Genomic DNA, 21,965 nt, shown 5'->3' with positions numbered 1-21,965 from the left:
ACCTGTGTTGCAGGTTTCGGCGGTCTGTACTCGTAATACAGCAAAAGGGATGACAGAAAAAAGCTCTTTGACACTTTTTTGAAGTTTATTTCACAGGATGACGAATAGGACTTGGCGGACGTACCCGGCACGTTTAAAGTCGGAAGTCCGCCCGCGCCGAATCAGCCTTCATTCCCCGTCAGGCGCAGCCTCTTCGCTGCTCCCCAGCCCTTGTTCCACGGGCGCTTCAGAGATATTCCGGCAGTCATCCCAGACCAACTCGCTTTGCGCGGTATTGGCCAGCAGCAACGGCAGTGCAGACTGCGCCTTGTTGGCCACGTCATGGAACACCACCGTCCCTTTGCGCCACAGCAGCATCAGCGTCAGTACCCGGTCACCGACTTGCTCGGCCGTGAGCCGGCCGCTGCCATCCTGAGCGTCGATATTCCACAACGACACGCGCAAGTGCTGGGCGCGGAAGAAGTCGCCACTGTCGGCTCGTCGGTGGCCGTAGGGCGGGCGAAACAATGGCACGAAGTTATCCGGCAGAACGTGCTGCACCAGGGTGGCACTGCGTTGCACCGAATCCTGCCAGTCCAGCCACTGACTGTGCGAACGGTATTCCCAACCCTGAATACCCACGCACTGCTGGCGATAGAGCGATTGCAGGCTGACCGCCGACGTCGCGTCCAGACGCTCTTGCAGACCCTTGCCCAATACAAAGAACGTGGCGTTCATCTTCTGCTGACGCATGAAATCGGCCAGCCAGTCGGTCCCGCCGTCCGCCGGGCTCGGACCGCTTTCGAAATTGAGCATGAACGTGCGATCAGGCATTTCATCGCCGCTCATTTCATCGGAGTTGTAACGCTCGATCTCGCTGCTGGTCTGCGGGAACAGCGCCGCCATGAACAGCAGCTCGTTCAGGTAGCGCTGATGAAACGTCGCCCCCGGCGCGGCCCAGGCGGCATAGAACGAGTCGTTCGCCACCTGATATTCCTCGGCACGCTGACGCAGCTGATCCATGTCTTCGACCAGCACACAAAAGTTGGCATCCTCTGCACAGCTCTTCTGTGCCGCCTGATAGTTTTCCAGCAAGCGCAGCCACAGGCGATGACGGACCACATTCAGCGAAGACACGTTGACGAATCGCAGGCCCAGGCGCTGCTTCAAACCTTCTTCGTCGAGTTTTTCGCTGAGGTAAAGCTCGTGGGCAAACGAGAGAATCTCGGCACGCGAAGCGACGTCGAACAACGCAGGCGTCTCCAGACGCTCGGGCCACACGCTGCGGTCGATGGTGGCAACGGCTGGCGCTGCCGCCTGAGCCTGAAACCAGAACAGACTCGCACACACTGCTAAAACAATACGCAAACCCGATGCCCTCTTGATCAGCCTTCAACGCGATGACCGGCGCGCCACTATAGCTGAAATAGCCATGCCTTCTTATGCCGACGCGCATACAACGGCCGCTTTAAGTGCGCCGCTCTCTGTACCGCAGCCTCTATTGCCAGCATTGCTGGAGTCAAGCGCCCTCACCCCCTAGAATCCTGTGACGTTCAAAGGAGACGACTTCATGCTGATGGTGATTTCCCCAGCGAAAACCCTCGATTTCGAAACACCGCCCACAACCGGCCGCTTCACTCAACCGCAGTACCTGGACCACTCGCAGGAACTCATCGAGCAGTTGCGAGCGCTGACCCCGGCGCAGATCGGTGAACTGATGCACCTGTCAGACAAACTTTCCGGGCTGAACGCGGCGCGCTTTGGTAGCTGGGACCCGGCTTTCACGCTCGACAACGCCAAGCAGGCATTACTGGCCTTCAAGGGCGACGTATACACTGGCCTGCAGGCCGAAACGCTGACTGAAGCGCAACTCGACTACGCCCAGGGTCACTTGCGGATGCTCTCCGGCCTGTATGGCCTGTTGCGCCCACTGGACCTGATGCAGCCTTATCGGCTGGAGATGGGGACTCGACTGGCCAATGCTCGCGGCAAGGACCTTTATGCGTTCTGGGGCACGCGGATCAGTGAATGGCTGAACGAAGCCCTCGCCGAACAGGGCGATGACCTGCTGCTGAACCTGGCGTCCACCGAGTACTTCTCGGCGGTCAAGCGTTCAGCGCTCAAGGCACGAATCATCGATACCGAGTTCAAGGACCTGAAGAACGGCCAGTATAAGATCATCAGCTTCTATGCCAAGAAGGCGCGCGGCATGATGAGTCGCTTTGTTATAGAAGAGCGTATCAATACGCCAGCAGCACTCAGAGAGTTCGACGTGCACGGCTATCGTTATAACAGCGAACAGTCGACACCTGACAAGTTGGTGTTTCTGCGCGATACCGCCGACCACTAAGAGCGTCAAAATTGTGTAACAGCTCGCTGTTACACACCCTGAACGCGCGCTTAATAGTCACTAACGACAACATCATGACGCCAGAGAAACGTCAAAATAAAGCCCTCTCGCTCCCGCCGATTTTTTCCTCGAAAAATAATCAATTTTTTTTAGTAGTGGCCTTTTGGTTGCCTGGCGCAGTAGCACTTTCATATTAATCCTTACGTAACCCCCGTTTCATAAGGCCTTCATCAGAAGTCATGCACTTCCGCCCAGTCCTTTGTCACAGCCTTGACACATCAAAACCTGCAAATCAGGACGAGTGGCCCGGAACTAAATATGATTTCATGCGCTCCTACATCCCGTAACAATTCCGGGCTAACGTGTAAGCGATCACTTACAGGTTGGCTGGACGTACGGGAAGTACTGGCGAAGTACTGACAAGGAAGCCTGGTCCCCAGGAGCCAGTGTCAGTGACCAGAAACACGATCACATCACTAGTTGATGTTGGTAGACGGGCGATATGCCGAGAGGTTTGATGCGCAGGATTCGACAAGGGCAGCCGCCGCTCTAAACAGTGGCTTTCCGACCGAGGTCCGCCATCGATCGTCAGACAGGAGTGGTTTACTGCATCCAAGGAGAGCAGGGCCCTGCCCGCTGGACAGGTCACCTGCCGCTTGCACTTAGTGTCATTTGAGTTCGCCTCTTTATTTGGGCACTCACTCATTAAATATGCCTGCGTTAGTTAGTCGGCTTAATCAGCCGTTACTGCTGACGCGTGACATCTGCTGGCCAAAATTAATATCCAGCCACTTTATGGCGTGAAAATCGAGGAGAATACGATGCGTATCAGCATATTTGGTTTGGGTTATGTCGGTGCCGTGTGTGCCGGTTGCCTTTCTGCACGCGGTCACGACGTAGTGGGTGTGGATATCTCCAGCACCAAGATCGACCTGATCAATAACGGCAAGTCGCCTATCGTTGAACCTGGCTTGGAAGAACTGCTGCAAAAAGGCCTTGCTACCGGCAAATTGCGTGGCACTACCGACTTCGCCGAGGCCATTCGCGCCACTGACCTGTCGATGATCTGTGTCGGTACGCCCAGCAAGAAAAACGGCGACCTGGAACTGGATTACATTGAATCCGTGTGCCGTGAAATCGGTTATGTCCTGCGCGATAAAGACACTCGCCACACGATCGTTGTTCGCAGTACTGTTCTGCCGGGCACTGTGGCCAATGTGGTTATTCCCATCCTGGAAGACTGCTCCGGCAAGAAAGCCGGTGTTGATTTCGGCGTTGCGGTAAACCCTGAATTCCTGCGTGAAAGCACCGCGATCAAAGACTACGACCTGCCACCGATGACGGTCATCGGCGAGTTCGATAAAGCGTCGGGCGACGTTCTGCAATCGCTGTACGAAGAACTCGATGCGCCGATCATCCGCAAGGACATCGCTGTCGCTGAAATGATCAAGTACACCTGCAACGTGTGGCACGCCACCAAAGTGACCTTCGCCAACGAAATCGGCAACATTGCCAAGGCAGTCGGCGTCGATGGTCGTGAAGTGATGGACGTTGTCTGCCAGGACAAGGCGCTCAACCTGTCCCAGTACTACATGCGCCCTGGCTTCGCGTTTGGCGGCTCTTGCCTGCCGAAAGACGTTCGCGCCCTGACCTATCGCGCCAGCAGTCTGGACGTTGAAGCACCTCTGCTCAACTCCCTGATGCGCAGCAACACGTCGCAGGTTCAGAACGCGTTCGACATGGTTGCCAGCTACGACACCCGCAAAGTTGCACTGCTGGGTCTGAGCTTCAAGGCCGGTACTGACGATCTGCGTGAAAGCCCGCTGGTAGAGCTGGCCGAAATGCTGATCGGTAAAGGTTTCGACCTGAGCATCTTCGACAGCAACGTTGAATATGCACGCGTTCACGGCGCCAACAAGGACTACATCGAATCGAAGATTCCGCACGTTTCGTCGCTGCTGAATTCGGACTTCGACCAGGTCATCAACGACTCCGACATCATCATTCTGGGTAACCGCGACGAGCGTTTCCGCGCCCTCGCCAACAAGACCCCTGAAGGCAAGCGCGTTATCGACCTGGTGGGCTTCATGGCCAATGCCACCACCGAAGACGGTCGTGCCGAAGGTATCTGCTGGTAAATCAGCCGCAAGCCACAAGCGCCAAGCTCCAGGCCACAAGCTCAAGCCAACTGCTTGCAGCCTGGGGCTTGAGGCTTGCAACTGACTTAGGGATACGATTATGCAGAGGCTCAAGCACGGCCTGCTTCAGGCCGCCGGTTGGCTGTTCTATCTGAGTTTATTAATGGGCCTTGCGACTGCATTGCCCACCAGTATCTTCGACTCACAGTCGAAGAACTTCATATTCCTGATTGGCGCTGTGGGTATCTGGCGCTACTCGATGGGAATCACGCACTTTGTGCGCGGGATGATTTTTCTGTACATCGTCTACCCGCACTTGCGCCGCAAGGTACGCAAGCTGGGCAGCGCGGCAGATCCGTCCCATGTGTTTCTGATGGTGACCAGCTTCCGCATCGACGCACTGACCACCGCCCAGGTGTACAACTCGGTGATCCGCGAAGCGATCGATTGCGGCCTGCCGACGACCATCGTCTGCTCGCTGGTGGAAATGTCCGATGAGCTGCTGGTCAAGAGCATGTGGGCCAAGTTCAACCCGCCGGAACGCGTCAAGCTCGACTTCGTACGTATTCCGGGCACCGGCAAACGCGATGGCCTGGCGTATGGCTTCCGCGCTATTTCGCGTCACTTGCCCGACAGCCGTGCAGTGGTTGCGGTCATCGATGGTGACACCGTGCTCAACGAAGGTGTGGTCGCCAAGACCGTGCCCTGGTTCCAGCTGTTCGACAACGTTGGCGGCCTGACCACCAACGAGTTCTGCGAAGTGCGTGGCGGCTACATCATGAGCGAATGGCACAAACTGCGTTTCGCCCAGCGTCACATCAACATGTGCTCCATGGCCCTGTCCAAGCGCGTGTTGACCATGACCGGACGAATGTCAGTGTTCCGCGCCACCGTGGTAACCGACCCCGAGTTCATCGCCGACGTGGAAAGCGATTCGCTGAACCACTGGCGCCTGGGCACGTTCAGGTTTCTGACCGGCGACGACAAGTCCAGCTGGTTCAGCCTGATGCGTCTGGGTTACGACACGTTCTACGTACCGGATGCGGCGATCAACACCGTAGAGCACCCGCCCGAGAAGAGCTTCCTGAAAGCCAGCCGCAAGCTGATGTATCGCTGGTACGGCAACAACCTGCGTCAGAACTCGCGCGCACTGGGCCTGGGCGTTCGTCGTCTGGGGATTTTCACCAGCATCGTGCTGTTCGACCAGCGAGTGTCGATGTGGACCTCCATCCTCGGCCTGACCGTCGCCCTCATCGCGAGCTTCAAATATGGCGGCGCGTTCCTGCTGATGTACTTGCTGTGGATCGGCATGACTCGCCTGATCCTCACCCTGCTGCTGTCCCTCTCGGGACACAGGATCGGGCCTGCCTACCCGATCATTCTCTATTACAACCAGATCGTCGGCGCCCTGATGAAGATTTACGTCTTCTTCCGCCTGGACCGCCAGTCCTGGACGCGCCAGGACACAAAACTCAGTCGCGACATGGCCAGCTTCCAGGGCTGGTTCAACACGTGGTCGTCCCGAACCATGACTTTCTCGGCTGGCACCATCTTCGTCGCCGTGCTGTTGACGATGGTTTGACCGGGCCAACGGATTAATTGCTTAAGTAGGAAAAATAGCCATGAATACAGCCGTGAATGCGAACGTCGTACATGAATCCGAAGCCCAGCGCCAACACGCCCGGATCAAGATTCCCGCCAAGCTGCGCCTGCTGAATGATCAACCCAACGCGCCGCTGGTACGGATCGAAGACCTGTCGGCCGGTGGTCTGAGTTTTGTTGCGCCGTCAGGGCAGAAATTCAGCGAAGGTCAAATCGTCAAAGGCCGTCTGCAGTTCATCATCGACAACCTTGGCCTGGCCATGGACGTCGATCTGCAAGTGCGCTCGATCGACAACTCCACACACCGGATCGGCTGCCAGTTCCAGAACCTGGAACCTCAGGACATCGCTACCCTGCGCCACTTGATCACCTCGCACCTGTCCGGCGAAGTCGTCACCCTGGGTGAAGTACTCGCTACACTGCAGCGCGACAACTTCACCAAGGCTCGCAAGGTCAAGGGCAAGGACAGCGGCATGAGCGCTCTGGGGCGTCTGCGTGCTGTGACCTTCAGCCTGGGCATCTTCATTGTCGGTCTGGCGGCTTTCGGTTTCATCTTCAAGACCGTCTACGGCCTGTACTTCGTCAGCCACGCATCTGCCGGCCTGGTGTCGATTCCGAGCATGGACGTCACCATGCCCCGCGAAGGCACCGTGCAGAGCCTGGTGGGTCCGAACGGCGAAGCCACCAAAGGCGCGCCATTGGCAACCTTCAACACCAGCATGCTGGAAATGCTCAAGGGCAGCCTGACCGGTGAAGACTTGCAGCCAGCCAAGATCGAAGAGCTGTATGGCAAGCAAATGAGCGGCACCCTCACCAGCCCGTGCGATTGCGTTGTCGGTCGTCAGCTTGTAGCCGACGGTCAGTTCGCGTCCAAGGGCCAGGTGATCTTCCAACTGGTGCCGCGCAACGCACCGGCTACCGTTGAAGCACGCTTCACCTATCGCCAGTTCAACGACGTCAAGCCAGGCACCCGTGTCAGCTTCCAGATCGCCGGGGAAGACCAGCTTCGTACCGGCAAGATCATCAGCAGCACCAACCTGAGCAACACCGATCTGTCCACCGACATCCGCGTGCAGATCCAGCCTGACGAAACCCTGAGCAGCTCACTGGCCGGTCGCCCTGTCGAAGTCGTCAGCGATCGCGGTCCGTCCGTGAACTGGCTGCTCGACAAAGCCATGGCTGCGGGTCTGTAACCATGAGCAGCCCACTACGACGCCTGTCGACCCCCACGCTACTGAGCCTCGCCGTCGCGCTCGGCCTGAGCGGATGTGCCGGCCTGCCTGATCAACGCCTTGCCAATGAAGCCCTGAAAAACGGTGACACTGCATTGGCGGAGCAGAACTATCGGCAGCTGGCGGACCTGGGCTACAGCGATGCACAGGTCGGCCTGGCCGACATTCAGGTGAGCACCCGCGACCCGGCCCTGCTCAAACAGGCCGAGGCTACTTATCGGGCCGCGGCGCAGACTTCGCCTCGCGCGCAGTCGCGCCTGGGCCGCCTGCTCGCAGCCAAGCCAGACGCCACTGAAGCCGAGCACCGCGAAGCCGAAGGCCTGCTGAAAAAGGCTTTCGCCAATGGTGAGTCCGGCACGCTGATCCCGCTGGCCATGCTGTATCTGCAATACCCGCATACGTTTCCGGACGTGAACGCGCAGCAGAAAATCAGCGAATGGCGTGCTGCCGGTTATCCGGAAGCCGGTCTGGCGCAAGTGCTGCTGTACCGCACTCAAGGCACCTACGCGCAGCATCTGGATGAAGTCGAAAGCATCTGCAAGCAGGCACTGGCGGCGACTGACATTTGCTACGTGGAACTGGCCACTGTCTACCAGACCCGCGGTCAGGCCGAGCAACAGGCGGCGTTGATCGAAAAACTCAAGAGCGAACACGCGGCAGGTCGCGTCAACGCTCAGCGAGTCGACAGCGTTGCGCGGGTATTGGGCGACGCCACCATCGGCACGCCGGACGAAAAAACCGCTCAGCAATTGCTGGAAGGCATCGCGCCTGGCTACCCGATCTCGTGGGTCACGCTGGCCAAACTGCTTTACGACTTCCCCGAACTGGGCGACGTCAACAAGATGATGGAATACCTCGATAACGGCCGTGCAGCGGATCAGCCCCGCGCCGAACTGCTGCTTGGCCGCCTGTATTACGAAGGCAAGTGGGTCACCCCTGACGCATTCAAAGCTGAAGAACATCTGAAAAAAGCCACAGCGACGGAAATCTCCGCCCATTACTACCTGGGGCAGATCTATCGTCGGGGTTACCTGGGTCAGGTCTACCCACAAAAAGCCGTGGACGAATTGCTGACCGCCGCCCGTGGTGGCCAGAACAGCGCTGACTTCGCTCTCGCGCAGCTGTTCTCGCAGGGCAAGGGCACCCAGCCTGATCCGGTCAATGCCTGGGTCTTCGCCCAATTGGCGCTGGCCAGCCAGACCCCGCAAGCCACCGAGCTTGCCGAGGCCCTCAATACCCAACTGCCGCCTGAAAAGCTCGCCACTGCAAAAGATTTGTTGGCCCGCGAGCAAAAAGTCCGGGGCGCTACCGCCACTCAGAACACGATGGCAATGCAGGCCCTGCAAGAAGAAAAAGACGGTGAGGAAGCACTATGAAGTTGAATCCCCTGATGGCCGCCGGCATGGGCCTTGGCTTCACCCTGTTGTGGGCCTGCCCGACACTGGCAGCGCTGACCGAACAACAGAATTTCGGTATCGAAATCAAAGCCACGGCACAGGCCGAGGATGATCGCGATCTGGGCACCCGTTCGGGCGGCGACGTCAACGGTGCAGGCCTGGACGTGCGTCCCTGGGTGTACGGCGAGCGCGGCGACTGGAGCGGTTATGCCATGGGCCAGGTAGTCACCGCCACCGACATCATTCAGACCGACCCGCTGGAGCAGAACAACGCCGACGGCAGCGGCACGCAAACCTCACGCGGCACCGCCAGCGAGCGTGAAGCCGACAAAACCTACGCGGCCCTGCGTGAATTCTGGATCGGCTACAGCGGTTTCACGCCCTACCCCGGCGAGATCCTGAAAGTCGGTCGCCAGCGCCTGCGCAACGATGACGGTCAATGGCACGATACCAATATCGAGGCTATCAACTGGTCGTTCGATACCTCCCTGTTGCGGGCTGAACTGGGTGCTGCCCAGCGCTTCAGCGAATACCGCACCGACCTGACCGAACTCGCGCCAGACGACGAAGATCGCAAGCACCTGTTCGGCTCGGTCAGCTATCAGTGGACACCGGGCCACTGGGCCGGCATCCGCGCGCATCACAGCGCCGACGACGGCAAACTCAAGTCGCAGGGCCAGGTGCTCGACGATCTGGACAAGACCTCCAATGGCGACCTGACCTGGGTAGGCCTGCAGGCGGACAGCGACGCTTACAACTATCGCAGCAACATGAATCAGCTCAATTACTGGGGCAGCCTGACCTGGCTGGACGGCACGCGCGACGAGATCGGCGTGACCTCGCCCGGCAATAACCAGTTTATCGCCGGTCCCAAGAACAGCCGCGACATGAACGGCTGGGCCACCGACCTGGGCCTGCGCCTGCGTCTTGACCCGCAGTGGCAGGTCGGCGCGGCCTACTCGCGCGCCAGCAAGGATTACGTCCAGAACGGTCTGGAAAGTAACCGCTCCAACTGGACCGGCACGCGTTCGCGCATTCATCGCTTCGGCGAAGCCTTCCAGGGCGAAATGGCCAACGTGGAAACCGGCTCACTGTTCGCCTCCTGGCAGATGAACGAGGAATATGACGCCTCGCTGATCTACCACAGGTTCCGTCGTGTCGATGGCAACACCGGCATCGGCGGTTCGGGCATCAACGCGGTCAATGACAACCGCGACGGTACGTTCAGCTCGCTGCCACTGGAAGACGGAAGCAAGGACCTGGGTCAGGAAATGGATCTGGTCGTGACCAAGTACTTCAAGCAAGGCCTGCTGCCCGCTTCGCTCAGTCAGTCGTTCGATGAACCTTCGGCACTGGTGCGCTTGCGCGCAGGTGTCTTCAAGCCCGGCGACGCCTATCAGAGCAACGTGGACAGCTACATGCACCGCGCTGTCGTCGACGTCATCTGGCGCTTCTGATGCGAACCGCCATAGGAGTGCGAGAGATGAACAGTCAAGCTAGCAACGGGCGCAATCGCAACTGGTCACAGGTCCTGCTCGAAAGCGCAGTGCTGACCAGCGCCCTGCTGATGGCCAGCGGCGTCGCGCTGGCCAACGCGCCTGTCGTGTCCGAGGCCCCGAAGCTGGTCAAGGGACTGCAACAGGCCAAGACCTACACCATCACCAGCCCGCCGACTGCACCGCTGGAGATGGCCAAACCAGTACTGCCTGACCTCAGCGGTTATACCGCCGAGGCCGCGCTGAAAAAAATCGTGCGCAACAAGCCCGGCAAGGTCACTGTCGCGCGGATGATGGAAGAAACCGGCCTCAAGGAATTCATCGGCGGCGATAACAAGATGGCCGAATGGGTAACCCGTCAGCGGGGCATCCCTCAGGCCATCATGATTTCCGATGGCTACGTGAGCCTGCAGGACCTGGCGAAGAAAGTGCCCAGGCAGTTTCTCGATGAAGTGTCGCCGGGTGTCTACGTGGCGCGCTTGCCGATCCTCGTCAAAGAGACCGGGATCTTCGAGATCGACAGCAGAACCAAGGAACTGCGTCTGTCTCAGGAGAAGGGTTCGTTCATCGTCAGCGAAGGCAAGATGCTGATCACTCACACTCAGGTCAACGCCTGGAGTGAAGCCCGCAACGGTCTGGCGGCTTATCGCAAGCCCGACGAATTTCGCCCGTTCCTGCTGACCTGGGGCGGCTCGGAAACCTGGATCGCCAACACCAAAATGGCGAGCATGGGCTACGACAAGAGCAAGTCGTACGGCATCAGTATTTCCCAGTACACGCCGAACACCGCGAAGATCCTCAAGCGTCCCGAGCCTACCGGCTGGATCATCGACTCCGAGTTCTCGGACCTGTGGTACGGCTTCTACTGCTATGAGACCCGCGACTTCGTGGTCAAGGGCAACACCTACCGCGACAACATCGTTTACGGCATTGACCCGCACGACCGTTCACACGGTCTGATCATCGCCGAGAACGACGTGTACGGGACCAAGAAAAAGCACGGGATCATTATTTCCCGGGAAGTGGACAACAGCTTCATCTTCCGCAACAAGAGCCACAACAACAGATTGTCCGGCGTGGTTCTGGACCGTAACAGCGTCGGCAACATCGTCGCTTACAACGAGATCTATCAGAACCACACCGACGGCATCACCCTGTACGAAAGCGGCAACAACCTGCTGTGGGGCAACCGCGTGATTGCCAACCGCCGTCACGGTATCCGCGTGCGCAACAGTGTGAACATCAAGCTGTACGAAAACATCGCCACAGCCAATGGCCTGATGGGCGTCTACGGCCACATCAAAGACCTGGGCGACACCGACCGCGACATCGAGCTCGACCCGTTCGACGCTCAGGTGTCGCTGATCATGGTGGGTGGCGAACTGGCCGGCAACGGCTCTGGCCCGCTGTCCATCGACTCGCCATTGAGCGTCGAGCTGTATCGCGTCTCGATGCTGATGCCGACCAAAGAAGTGGGCATAAGCCTCAACGGCGTCCTCGGTGATCGCCAGGACGAAATCCTCGACCTGTTGGTACGCCAGAAGAAAGCCGTATTGATCGACCCCGTCGAAAGCCAGACCGAGCTGCGGGAATGAGGAAGGGTATTGCTATGCACGCACATTTGATCAAGCTGTTGAGTCTGTCCAGCCTCACCGCCGCGCTGATGGCCGCCGCCGGTGCAGCTCGCGCGGACGACTTGCAAGCGCCGACCTTCAAGGCCGAGCCATGCTGCAGCCTGTGCCCGGCCGCGCACGACGCAAAAAACTACGTTTCGCGCTATCAGCAGAATTTCACCACGCTGATTCAAGCGCAGGGTGACTGGCTGTTCCGTACTCAGGAGGACTTGCGCACCGAGTTCGACACCACGCCCGCCGGCTACCGCCGTCTGAAAGAACTGCACGATGCGTTCAAGAGCAAGGGCGTCGAGCTGGTCGTGGTTTATCAGCCGACCCGTGGTCTGGTTGATCGCAACAAACTGTTTCCGGCTGATCGCGACAAGTTCGACTACAACAAGGCGCTGACCAACTATCAGGCCATGCTCGGTCGCTTCAGCAAGCTGGGCTACTGGGTGCCTGATCTGTCGCCGTTGACCAACGAGCAGCAGGCGCATGATTTCTACTTCCGCGGTGACCAGCACTGGACGCCATACGGCGCGCAGCGCACAGCGAAAATCGTCGCCGAAACCGTGAAGAAAATTCCGTCCTACGCCAGCATTCCGAAGCGTGAGTTCGAAAGCCACATTTCCGGGCGCATGGGCAAGAACGGCACCCTGCATAACATGGCCGGTCAATTGTGCGGCACCAGTTATGCGGTGCAATACATGGACCAGTTCAGCACCGAGCCCAAGGGTGAGGCCGCCGACGGCGACCTGTTCGGCGATTCCGGCAACCCGGAAATCACCCTGGTCGGCACCAGCCACAGCGGCAAGAACTACAACTTCGGCGGCTTCCTGCAGGAAGACCTCAGTGCCGACGTGCTGAACGTGGCGTTCCCCGGTGGCGGTCTGGAAGGTGCGATGTTGCAGTACCTGGGCAGCGAAGACTTCCAGAAGCGTCCGCCGAAAATTCTGATCTGGGAGTTCTCGCCGCTGTACCGCCTGGACCAGGAAACCATCTATCGCCAGATGATGTCGCTGCTGGACAACGGCTGCGAAGGCAAACCTGCCGTCATGAGCGCCAGCACGACCCTCAAGCCAGGCAACAACGAAGTACTGGTCAACGGCAAAAACGGCATCAAAGACATCCGTAATGGCAGCAACCAGATCGATATCAAATTTGACGACACGTCGGTGAAAACCCTTCAGGCCAGGCTCTGGTACATGAACGGTCGCCACGAGGATCTGAAAATCGAGAAGCCTGAAACGTCCGATACCGATGGGCGTTTCTCTTTCGAATTGCGCGAAGACGAGGACTGGGCCAACCAGCAACTGCTGGCACTGGAAATCCAGGGACCGGAAGCAGGCACTGCACCACAGAAAGTCGAAGCCAAAGTATGCAAACGCAACGTGTTCCCGGGCGTCGCGAAAAACAACGCTCAAGCCGGACTATGAGGTGAATTATGCAGACTCCTAAACTGATCCGCCCTACCCTGCTGTCGCTGGCAATCCTGTCATCGATGGCCTGGGCTACGGGCGCGTCCGCCGCGCTGGTTCCACCAAAGGGCTATGACGCTCCAATCGAAAAAATGAAGACGGGCGATCACAACTTTACTTGTGAAGCCATTCCCAAGCCTTACACCGACAAGCTGGTGTTCCGCAGCAAGTACGAAGGTTCGGACAAAGCCCGCGCGACGCTCAACGCGGTCTCCGAAGAAGCGTTTCGCGACGCAACCAAGGACATCACCGACCTTGAGCGTGGCGTCAGCAAAATCGTCATGCAGTACATGCGCGACGGTCGTCCTGAACAGCTCGATTGCGCGCTGAACATGATGACCACCTGGGCCAAGGCCGATGCGCTGGAGTCCCGCGAGTTCAACCACACCGGCAAATCCATGCGCAAGTGGGCACTGGGCAGCATGTCTTCCGCCTACTTGCGCCTGAAGTTCTCCGAATCGCATCCGCTGGCCAATCGTCAGCAGGACACGCAGATCATTGAAGCCTGGTTCAGCAAACTGGCCGATCAGGTGGTCAGCGACTGGAGCAATCTGCCGCTGGAAAAAATCAACAACCACTCGTACTGGGCTGCCTGGTCGGTGATGGCGACTGCCGTCGTGACCAACCGTCAGGACCTGTTCGATTGGGCCGTCAAGGAATTCAAGGTCGCCGCCAATCAGGTGGACAAGGACGGTTTCCTGCCCAACGAGATGAAGCGCCGCCAACGCGCCCTGTCCTATCACAACTACGCCCTGCCGCCACTGGCCATGATCGCCAGCTTTGCCCAGGCCAACGGTGTGGATTTGCGTCAGGAAAACAACGGCGCTCTGAAGCGTCTGGGTGATCGCGTCCTCGCGGGGGTTAAAGACCCATCGGTTTTCGCTCAGCACAACGGTGAAAAACAGGACATGACGGACCTGAAAAAGGACCCGAAATTCGCCTGGCTCGAACCGTACTGCTCGCTCTACACCTGCAGCCCGGATGTGCTGGAAGAAAAGCATGAAAAGCAGCCGTTCAAAACTTTCCGCCTGGGCGGCGACCTGACCAAGGTCTACGACCCGACACATGAAAAAGGCGACAAGGGCGGCCACGACGGCTCCTGATTCGCTGCTGACTCTGTGGGAGCGGACTTGTCCGCGAAAGCACACGCCCAAGCGACACACCCGTCAGACCGGACCTCGCCTGAGCAGCTTCACCGACAAGCCGTAAAGCGACGTGTTTTACCCCCCTTTTCAACGGGGGGTTTGGGGGGGCTTTGAGCCCTTGTATGTTGGACCAACGGAGAGATAAGGATGGTTTTCTCATCCAACGTGTTCCTGTTCCTGTTCTTGCCGATCTTCCTCGGCTTGTACTACCTGAGCGGGCAACGCTATCGCAATCTGCTGCTGCTGATTGCCAGCTATATCTTCTATGCCTGGTGGCGTGTCGACTTCCTGGCATTGTTCATCGGCGTGACGGTGTGGAACTACTGGATCGGGCTCAAGGTAGGCGCGGCCGGTGTAAGAACCAAACCGGCGCAGAAATGGCTGCTGCTTGGCGTGATCGTGGACCTGTGTATTCTGGGTTACTTCAAGTACGCCAACTTCGGCGTGGACAGCATCAACGCGGCCATGACCTCCATGGGTCTGGAACCGTTCATCCTGACGCACGTGCTGTTGCCGATCGGTATCTCGTTTTATGTCTTCGAGTCCATCAGCTACATCATCGACGTGTACCGCGGCGACACCCCGGCCACCCGCAACCTGATCGATTTCGCGGCGTTCGTGGCGATCTTCCCGCACCTGATTGCCGGGCCGGTGCTGCGTTTCCGCGATCTGGCGGACCAGTTCAACAACCGGACCCACACGCTGGACAAGTTCTCCGAAGGTGCCACGCGATTCATGCAGGGCTTCATCAAGAAAGTGTTCATTGCCGACACCCTGGCCATCGTCGCGGACCACTGCTTCGCCCTGCAGAACCCGACCACCGGCGACGCCTGGCTCGGCGCGCTGGCCTACACCGCGCAACTGTACTTCGACTTCTCCGGTTACAGCGACATGGCCATCGGTCTGGGCTTGATGATGGGTTTCCGCTTCATGGAAAACTTCAAACAGCCTTACATCAGCCAGTCGATCACCGAGTTCTGGCGGCGCTGGCACATCAGCCTGTCCACCTGGCTGCGTGACTACCTGTACATCACTCTGGGCGGCAACCGTGGCGGCAAGTTCGCGACCTATCGCAACCTGTTCCTGACCATGCTGCTCGGTGGTCTGTGGCACGGTGCCAACGTCACTTACATCATCTGGGGTGCATGGCACGGCATGTGGCTGGCGATCGAAAAAGCGGTCGGCATCAACACCAAGCCTTACAGCTTCAACGTGATCCGCTGGGCGCTGACCTTCCTGCTGGTGGTCATCGGCTGGGTCATTTTCCGCGCTGAAAACCTGCACGTGGCCGGTCGCATGTACGGCGCCATGTTCAGCTTCGGCGAGTGGCAGCTGTCGGAACTCAACCGTGCCAGCCTGACCGGTCTGCAAGTGGCAACCCTGGTGGTGGCCTACCTCACGCTGGCGTTCTTCGGTCTGCGTGACTTCTACCAGAACCGCGAACAAGACACCGGCAAGAGCGCCAAGGCTGACGGTCCTGCGACGGCTCAACCCGGCACCATCAAAGCGGTTCCCGGCGATGTGCCTGGCAGCCTGCATATGCCTGGCTACACCGTGGGCAGCGAAGCCCAGGTGCAACCGGCCTACTGGGAAGCCGATTGGCCACGCTACGCCATGCGCGCACTGATTCTGCTGCTGTTCGTGGCGTCGATTCTCAAACTCTCGGCGCAAAGCTTCTCGCCGTTCCTTTACTTCCAGTTCTGAGGAGCCTGACATGACACGTTCATTACGAATCCTCTACATCGCCATCTTTCTGGGCATTCTGCTGGTCCTCGGGATCTGGTCGCTGCGCAGCTTCAGCACCTTCTCGACGTCGGCAGAGACCACCGTGCTTAACGGCAAGTGGACCAAGGCGGCGGAAACTCATTACGACGATGAGTTCCCGATCAAGCGTCTGGGCACCAACCTCTGGGCGGCGCTGGACTTCAAACTCTTCAATGAAGGCCGTCCAGGCGTGGTGCTGGGCAAAGACCAGTGGCTGTACACCGACGAAGAGTTCGACGCCATCGCCAATGGCGAACAGAACGAAGCCGACAACCTGGCGCTGATTCAGGGTGTTCGCGACGCACTGGAGAAACAGGGCACCAAGCTGGTACTGGCCATAGTGCCGGCGAAAACCCGTCTGTACCCGGAGCATATCGGTGAAACCAAGCCAGCCAGCCTGCATGTGGACCTGTATCAGCAGTTCCACGAGCAGGTCGCCAAGGCCGGGATCTTCGCGCCGGACCTGCTCGCGCCACTGCAAGCCGCCAAGCAACAGGGCCAGGTGTTCCTGCGTACCGACACGCACTGGACGCCGATGGGTGCAGAAGTGGCTGCGCAGCAACTGAGCGCCGCGATTGCCCAGAAAACGCCACTGGAAGGTGAACCCGAGCAGTTCGTCACCCAGGCCAAGGGCACTGAAGCGTACAAGGGTGACCTGACCACCTTCCTGCCACTCGACCCACTGTTCAGCAACCTGCTGCCCAAGCCGGACGAGTTGCAGAAACGCAGCACCGACCCGGTTGAAGGCGCTGCGGCAGGCGATGACGCCTTGTTCGCAGACAGCGACATCCCGGTCGGCCTGGTGGGCACCAGCTACAGCGCCAACCCTAACTGGAACTTCGTCGGTGCTTTGAAACAGGCGCTGCGCAGTGACGTCGTCAACTACGCCGAAGACGGCCATGGCCCGATTCTGCCGATGCTCAAGTACCTGCAGACCGACGCGTTCAAAAACACTCCGCCGCAAGTGGTGATCTGGGAATTCCCGGAACGCTACCTGCCGGCCCACAACGATCTTGGCGAGTTCGATCCGAAGTGGATCGCCGAGCTGAAGAAATCGCGTGACACACAAGAAAACGTGGCACTCAACGCCAAACCATCCGAGTCGCCCAACCGGGCGCAAAACTGAGAGGACTGACTCATGACTTTTAACACTACTGCTAACCGCTCGACCGCCAAACGCCTGTTCAAAACCTGCGCACTGGCTGCCGGTCTGGGCCTGATGTCCCTGCAAGCATTCGCCGGTGACTCCGCCCTGTACGGCCCGACTGCGCCCAAAGGCTCGACGTTCGTTCGCGTCTACAACGCCAGCAGCAGCGAAATCAGCGCCAGCGTCGGCAACACCAACCTCAACGAAGTGGCGCCACTGGGCAGCACTGCGTTCAGCTTCATGCCACAGGGCGACTACACCGCCAAGCTGGGCAGCCAGAGCATGCCGGTGAAACTGGCCGGCGACCACTATTACACCCTGGTCAACAACGCCAGCGGCAAGCCGCAGCTGGTTGAAGAACCACCGTTCAAGAACAAGCAGAAATCCCTGGTTCGCGTTCAGAACCTGAGCGACAAGTCCCTGACCCTGAAAACCGCTGACGGCAAGACCGACGTGGTCAAGGCTGTAGCGGCAAAAGGCACCGGCGAGCGTGAAATCAACCCGGTCAAGGTCAGCCTGGCGCTGTACGACGGCGACAAGAAAGTCACCGATGTGAAACCCGTGGCGCTGGAGCGTGGCGAAGCCGCCGTGCTCTACATCACCGGCAGTGGCAGCAGCCTCTCGCCAGTGTGGGTCAAGCCACCGGTCGCAACCCGCTAATACGGATTATGCCGGTCGGTTCAGGGCCTCAGCGTTGAACCGACCCGCGCGGAACAAGAACAAGACAGAAACGACAGACACCTCGTACAGCCCAAATTGAATGCTATTGGAGAAACAAAATGATTCCAGTTATCTTGTCAGGCGGTAGTGGTTCACGACTCTGGCCGCTTTCGCGTAAACAATTCCCGAAACAGTTCCTGGCACTGACCGGCGAACACACGTTGTTCCAGCAAACTCTGCAGCGCCTGCTGTTCGAAGGCATGCAGGAGCCTATCGTGGTCTGCAACAAAGACCACCGTTTCATCGTCAACGAGCAACTTGCCGCGCTGAACCTGCAAACCCAGTCCATTCTGCTGGAACCGTTCGGTCGCAACACCGCGCCAGCCGTCGCCCTGACCGCCATGAAGCTGGTCAATGAGGGCAACGACGGTCTGATGCTGGTGCTGCCTGCCGACCACGTCATCGAAGATCAGAAAGCCCTGCAACGCGCACTGGCGCTGGCCACCGTTGCGGCCGAGCGCGGCGAAATGGTGCTGTTCGGTGTGCCTGCCAACAAGCCGGAAACCGGCTATGGCTACATCAAATCGACCGCCGACGCCCTGCTGCCGGAAGGCGTCAGCCGCGTGTCGCAATTCGTCGAGAAGCCTGACGAAAAACGCGCCCAGGAATTCGTCGAAGCCGGTGGTTATTACTGGAACAGCGGCATGTTCCTGTTCCGCGCCAGCCGCTTCCTGGAAGAACTGAAAAAGCACGATCCGGACATCTACGACACCTGCCTGCTGACCCTCGAGCGCAGCGTGCAGGACGGCGACGCGCTTGAAATCGACGCCTCTACCTTCGCCTGCTGCCCGGACAACTCCATCGACTACGCGGTCATGGAAAAAACCCAACGCGCCTGCGTCGTACCGCTGTCGGCTGGCTGGAGCGATGTCGGCTGCTGGTCGTCGCTGTGGGAAGTCAACGCCAAGGACGCCAACGGCAACGTCACCAAGGGTGACGTCGTTATCCAGGACAGCCGCAACTGCATGATCCATGGCAACGGCAAACTGGTGTCGGTGATCGGTCTGGACAACATCGTCGTCGTCGAAACCAAAGACGCCATGATGATTGCCCACAAAGACAAGGTTCAGGGCGTCAAGCAGATGGTCGCTACCCTGAACGAACGTGGCCGCAGCGAAACCCAGAACCACCTCGAAGTGTATCGTCCGTGGGGCTCTTACGATTCGGTCGACATGGGTGGCCGCTTCCAGGTCAAACGCATTTCGGTCAAGCCTGGCGCCAGTCTGTCGCTGCAGATGCACCACCACCGCGCCGAGCACTGGATCGTGGTATCCGGCACTGCGCAAGTGACCTGCGACGAGAACGTGTTCCTGCTCACGGAAAACCAGTCCACCTACATCCCGATCGCCTCGGTGCATCGCCTGAAAAACCCGGGAAAAATCCCGTTGGAAATCATCGAAGTGCAATCGGGTAGCTACCTGGGCGAAGACGATATCGAGCGTTTCGAAGATATCTACGGTCGTTCGAATGCGCTGGAAGCGGGTGTGAAGACGCAGACGATTGCGCGCTGACAGACGCTTTTAGCTGCAAGTGAGACAGCCCCCGGTAATTCTTTGCGTAGTGTCATGCGCACATTATTGCCGGGGGCTTTTGCTGTGAGAGTTGCTTATATTCGTTCATGTGCTTTTACGCTGATGGTTTGAGGCATGGCGGCCAGCCCCTCTCGCCTCAAAGCGATCAATTGACAGTTTATGCAATGCCAGGCTTCTCTTTGGGCTGATCTGAGCGACGGCGAAGCCTCCCCAAAAGTCAGCCACCTGAGACAACCATGTTTCAAATTTTTTGAACCCATGACGCCACGGCTTATAGCTCGCTCTTAAGTCCACATTCTTCAGAACGGCTTCTTTGACACTAAAGTTTAAAAGACCTCCTGCAAAATCGGGGGAAAACGTGGCCTTCAGGTCAAAGCCCGAGTAGTAGAAATCGTCATTCGTATCAAGCTCCAAATGAGACACTTCATGAATGAGAGTCTGCACACTGGACACCACATTTAATGTTCTCGCATGGTCAGTAAAAAACAAACGCCTATGGGGATCGCTCTTTATAACAAATGCTGTCGTATTCGGCGTTTCCGGATGCCCTTCAACAGAGACTAGCTGGTCGCGCAAATCTCCCCCGTCCTGATAACGAGCAACAGACTTAATGAGCTTTTCATAGCCGTTTATAACTGTTTTTACGAGCCGACTGGATGAGCCCTTTTGATCGTTTTTTTTCATACCGAGAAAGGCATAAAGATCATTAGTATCACCCGCCTTCAGCTTCTCTACTTCACGCGTCATAACGGCTACGCTTTCCTCTAGCGCGAGATCTAATGTGTACACCAGTTTATGCTCGTCGGCCCGCCGCATATCTGAGACCCCTCGGTATTTGATCGTGTGCGTCTTATCATAATGTCGATCAATACGATCATTCATTCCTCGATAAACCAGTCCACCATCGTCACTACCTCCGCAAGGATCATTACGGACAAACAGATACACGTTCAACCCATCCACCGCCCCCGCCGGGTCCGGATTGATCCAACGCTGTAACCAAGGTGCGTAATACCGCAAACCGTAATAATAAAGCCCTGTCGCATCCCGTTCCTTGCCCGAATAACGCACGGTCTTGTAGCTCACCTCAATCGCATTGCGCCCCGCCCACCATGACGTGCCGCCGAACGGGTAATAACTTTCCTGGCTGATACGCTGCGCCTGTCCATCCAGTTCCAGCGTGCCGGATCCCAGGTGGTCGTTCAATGTGTAGCGAGTCTGATCATTTTCAAGCGCGTCGGGCTTGCCAGACGCCCAATGCAGCACGCGCACGTTATTGCGCCCGGCCTGGGCCACAACAACGTGCAGGGTTTCGCCAGTGGCAGTATCGGTTCGGATTTCAAGACCGGGCANCTGGCGTCGTAGCTGTAGCGTTCGCTGTCGTCCATGCCATTTTCACGAATAACGGGGCGCACGTGCTGCAACTGGTTGCGTCGGTCCCAGCTCAGGTTTTGTCCGGCTTGCAGCGCAAGCAGATTACCGTTGGCATCGAAGGCAGCAGCAATTTCTGCTTCGTCAGGTATGTGGCCATTGATCACCGGCAGACTGCGGTTGCTGCAACGTGCGGTGACCAGCGTGCGCGAATGGGATTGCGTGCCTGTATGGGTAAGCTGCTGCAGGTTGCCGCCGGCATCGTAGCGATACGTCTGCGTGTAATCAGCCAGCGTCGAAGGATCGGCAGGACTCTGGAAACCAGGCAGCACCGGGCCGTGATTAACGACTGCCCATTCCCTGCCCGAGGCTTCGATCAGTTGATAAAGCGTGTCGTATTGATAGGTCGAAATCGAGTCGATGCGCTGACCTTTGGAGATGGCTGGCAGAGCACGATCATCGACACGGATCACATTACCGACCGGGTCATAGCCGTAACGCAAATCCTGCAACAACTGCCCATTACTACGCGTGGCATTCAACGCCAGCAAACGGCCGTCTTCAGTGTCATACCGCGCAGTGCTCATCACACCGTTGCCCGCCGTTTCCGACACCACCCGCTCCTGTGCATCGTATTGAATGGCACTGACCAGAACCTGTTCGGCTTGACCATTCATTTGCAAACGACTGCCTTTCAACAGCCCAGCGACGGTGTAATCCAGAAACTGAACATTGCCCTGCGCATCAGTCTGCCGGAGAGTTTCGTTCACGGAGTTGTAGCGCCAGCGAGTAGTCGCCCCTTCGCCAAGCTCCAGCAAGGCATCGCGCCCGGTCAGTGACTCGGGCCAGTCAGGCTCGTCGAGGTTTTGCAGAAAGCGCCGCGTTTGACTGATCACACTTCCGGAAAGACCGAACTCATCGTCAAGCCGCGTACCTGCCGGATCGTCATGACGAATCAACTGACCGCACTGGTTATACGCGGTCGAATCAGGGCCGCCATA

At 58.2% G+C, this 21,965-nt stretch carries 14 protein-coding genes and 1 pseudogene; 13 read left to right on the top strand and 2 right to left on the bottom strand.

Annotation, left to right across the window (positions count from 1 at the left end; genetic code table 11):
• Window positions 1-168 precede the first annotated feature (168 nt).
• Window positions 169-1,347 (bottom strand): polysaccharide deacetylase family protein, encoded by a 1,179-nt coding sequence (locus ABJ99_RS20770; RefSeq protein ID WP_054087408.1) that lies wholly within the window; start codon window positions 1,345-1,347, stop codon window positions 169-171.
• Window positions 1,348-1,549: 202 nt separating this feature from the next.
• On the opposite strand from ABJ99_RS20770, the gene yaaA reads away from it, so the two are divergent.
• The 13 genes from yaaA to ABJ99_RS20705 all read left to right on the top strand — a co-directional run bounded on the left by yaaA (window position 1,550) and on the right by ABJ99_RS20705 (window position 19,572).
• Window positions 1,550-2,329 (top strand): peroxide stress protein YaaA, encoded by a 780-nt coding sequence (gene yaaA, locus ABJ99_RS20765; RefSeq protein WP_054087407.1) that lies wholly within the window; start codon window positions 1,550-1,552, stop codon window positions 2,327-2,329.
• Window positions 2,330-3,150: 821 nt separating this feature from the next.
• The gene (locus ABJ99_RS20760; protein WP_007252968.1) at window positions 3,151-4,467 is read left to right on the top strand and encodes a nucleotide sugar dehydrogenase; all 1,317 of its coding nucleotides are present in this window, start codon (window positions 3,151-3,153) and stop codon (window positions 4,465-4,467) included.
• A 100-nt stretch (window positions 4,468-4,567) separates the two neighbouring features.
• Window positions 4,568-6,049 carry a mannuronan synthase gene (gene alg8 / locus ABJ99_RS20755; RefSeq protein ID WP_054087406.1) on the top strand — a complete coding sequence of 494 codons (1,482 nt, stop codon included), beginning with the start codon at window positions 4,568-4,570 and terminating at the stop codon, window positions 6,047-6,049.
• Window positions 6,050-6,089: 40 nt separating this feature from the next.
• Entirely contained in the window at window positions 6,090-7,262 is a 1,173-nt protein-coding gene (locus ABJ99_RS20750) for an alginate biosynthesis protein Alg44 (RefSeq protein WP_054087405.1), read from the top strand.
• 2 nt (window positions 7,263-7,264) lie between these two features.
• The gene (algK, locus tag ABJ99_RS20745) at window positions 7,265-8,677 is read left to right on the top strand and encodes an alginate biosynthesis TPR repeat lipoprotein AlgK (RefSeq protein WP_054087404.1); all 1,413 of its coding nucleotides are present in this window, start codon (window positions 7,265-7,267) and stop codon (window positions 8,675-8,677) included.
• A complete protein-coding gene (locus ABJ99_RS20740; protein ID WP_054087403.1) occupies window positions 8,674-10,155 on the top strand; it encodes an alginate export family protein in 1,482 nt (493 codons plus the stop codon). Before algK ends, ABJ99_RS20740 begins: the two co-directional genes overlap by 4 nt.
• 26 nt (window positions 10,156-10,181) lie before the next feature.
• Window positions 10,182-11,789 carry a mannuronan 5-epimerase AlgG gene (gene algG, locus ABJ99_RS20735; protein WP_054087402.1) on the top strand — a complete coding sequence of 536 codons (1,608 nt, stop codon included), beginning with the start codon at window positions 10,182-10,184 and terminating at the stop codon, window positions 11,787-11,789.
• 14 nt (window positions 11,790-11,803) lie between these two features.
• A complete protein-coding gene (locus ABJ99_RS20730) occupies window positions 11,804-13,243 on the top strand; it encodes an alginate O-acetyltransferase AlgX-related protein (RefSeq protein ID WP_054087401.1) in 1,440 nt (479 codons plus the stop codon).
• An 8-nt stretch (window positions 13,244-13,251) separates the two neighbouring features.
• Window positions 13,252-14,388, top strand: a complete 1,137-nt coding sequence (locus tag ABJ99_RS20725; RefSeq protein ID WP_054087400.1) for a mannuronate-specific alginate lyase — start codon at window positions 13,252-13,254, stop codon at window positions 14,386-14,388.
• 189 nt (window positions 14,389-14,577) lie between these two features.
• Window positions 14,578-16,134 (top strand): MBOAT family O-acyltransferase, encoded by a 1,557-nt coding sequence (locus ABJ99_RS20720; RefSeq protein ID WP_054087399.1) that lies wholly within the window; start codon window positions 14,578-14,580, stop codon window positions 16,132-16,134.
• Window positions 16,135-16,144: 10 nt separating this feature from the next.
• The gene (locus tag ABJ99_RS20715) at window positions 16,145-17,320 is read left to right on the top strand and encodes an alginate O-acetyltransferase (protein ID WP_054087398.1); all 1,176 of its coding nucleotides are present in this window, start codon (window positions 16,145-16,147) and stop codon (window positions 17,318-17,320) included.
• A gap of 12 nt (window positions 17,321-17,332) precedes the next feature.
• Window positions 17,333-18,001 (top strand): alginate O-acetyltransferase AlgF, encoded by a 669-nt coding sequence (locus ABJ99_RS20710; RefSeq protein WP_054087397.1) that lies wholly within the window; start codon window positions 17,333-17,335, stop codon window positions 17,999-18,001.
• Between the two features lie 119 nt (window positions 18,002-18,120).
• Entirely contained in the window at window positions 18,121-19,572 is a 1,452-nt protein-coding gene (locus tag ABJ99_RS20705) for a mannose-1-phosphate guanylyltransferase/mannose-6-phosphate isomerase (protein WP_054087396.1), read from the top strand.
• 105 nt (window positions 19,573-19,677) lie between these two features.
• Here the strand turns inward: ABJ99_RS20705 and ABJ99_RS20700 are convergent.
• Window positions 19,678-21,965, bottom strand: a pseudogene (locus ABJ99_RS20700) (RHS repeat domain-containing protein); the annotation flags it as partial.

The organism is Pseudomonas syringae pv. cilantro (genome assembly GCF_001293775.1).
GTDB lineage: Bacteria > Pseudomonadota > Gammaproteobacteria > Pseudomonadales > Pseudomonadaceae > Aquipseudomonas > Aquipseudomonas syringae_P.
Note: the sequence above shows the minus strand (reverse complement) of the source record. Positions and strands in the feature narration are given on the sequence as shown.

Coding starts and splice junctions, on each gene's coding strand:
- yaaA (WP_054087407.1), top strand. CDS start 1,550: ATGCTGATGGTGATTTCCCCAGCGAAAACCCTCGATTTCGAAACACCG.
- ABJ99_RS20760 (WP_007252968.1), top strand. CDS start 3,151: ATGCGTATCAGCATATTTGGTTTGGGTTATGTCGGTGCCGTGTGTGCC.
- alg8 (WP_054087406.1), top strand. CDS start 4,568: ATGCAGAGGCTCAAGCACGGCCTGCTTCAGGCCGCCGGTTGGCTGTTC.
- ABJ99_RS20750 (WP_054087405.1), top strand. CDS start 6,090: ATGAATACAGCCGTGAATGCGAACGTCGTACATGAATCCGAAGCCCAG.
- algK (WP_054087404.1), top strand. CDS start 7,265: ATGAGCAGCCCACTACGACGCCTGTCGACCCCCACGCTACTGAGCCTC.
- ABJ99_RS20740 (WP_054087403.1), top strand. CDS start 8,674: ATGAAGTTGAATCCCCTGATGGCCGCCGGCATGGGCCTTGGCTTCACC.
- algG (WP_054087402.1), top strand. CDS start 10,182: ATGAACAGTCAAGCTAGCAACGGGCGCAATCGCAACTGGTCACAGGTC.
- ABJ99_RS20730 (WP_054087401.1), top strand. CDS start 11,804: ATGCACGCACATTTGATCAAGCTGTTGAGTCTGTCCAGCCTCACCGCC.
- ABJ99_RS20725 (WP_054087400.1), top strand. CDS start 13,252: ATGCAGACTCCTAAACTGATCCGCCCTACCCTGCTGTCGCTGGCAATC.
- ABJ99_RS20720 (WP_054087399.1), top strand. CDS start 14,578: ATGGTTTTCTCATCCAACGTGTTCCTGTTCCTGTTCTTGCCGATCTTC.
- ABJ99_RS20715 (WP_054087398.1), top strand. CDS start 16,145: ATGACACGTTCATTACGAATCCTCTACATCGCCATCTTTCTGGGCATT.
- ABJ99_RS20710 (WP_054087397.1), top strand. CDS start 17,333: ATGACTTTTAACACTACTGCTAACCGCTCGACCGCCAAACGCCTGTTC.
- ABJ99_RS20705 (WP_054087396.1), top strand. CDS start 18,121: ATGATTCCAGTTATCTTGTCAGGCGGTAGTGGTTCACGACTCTGGCCG.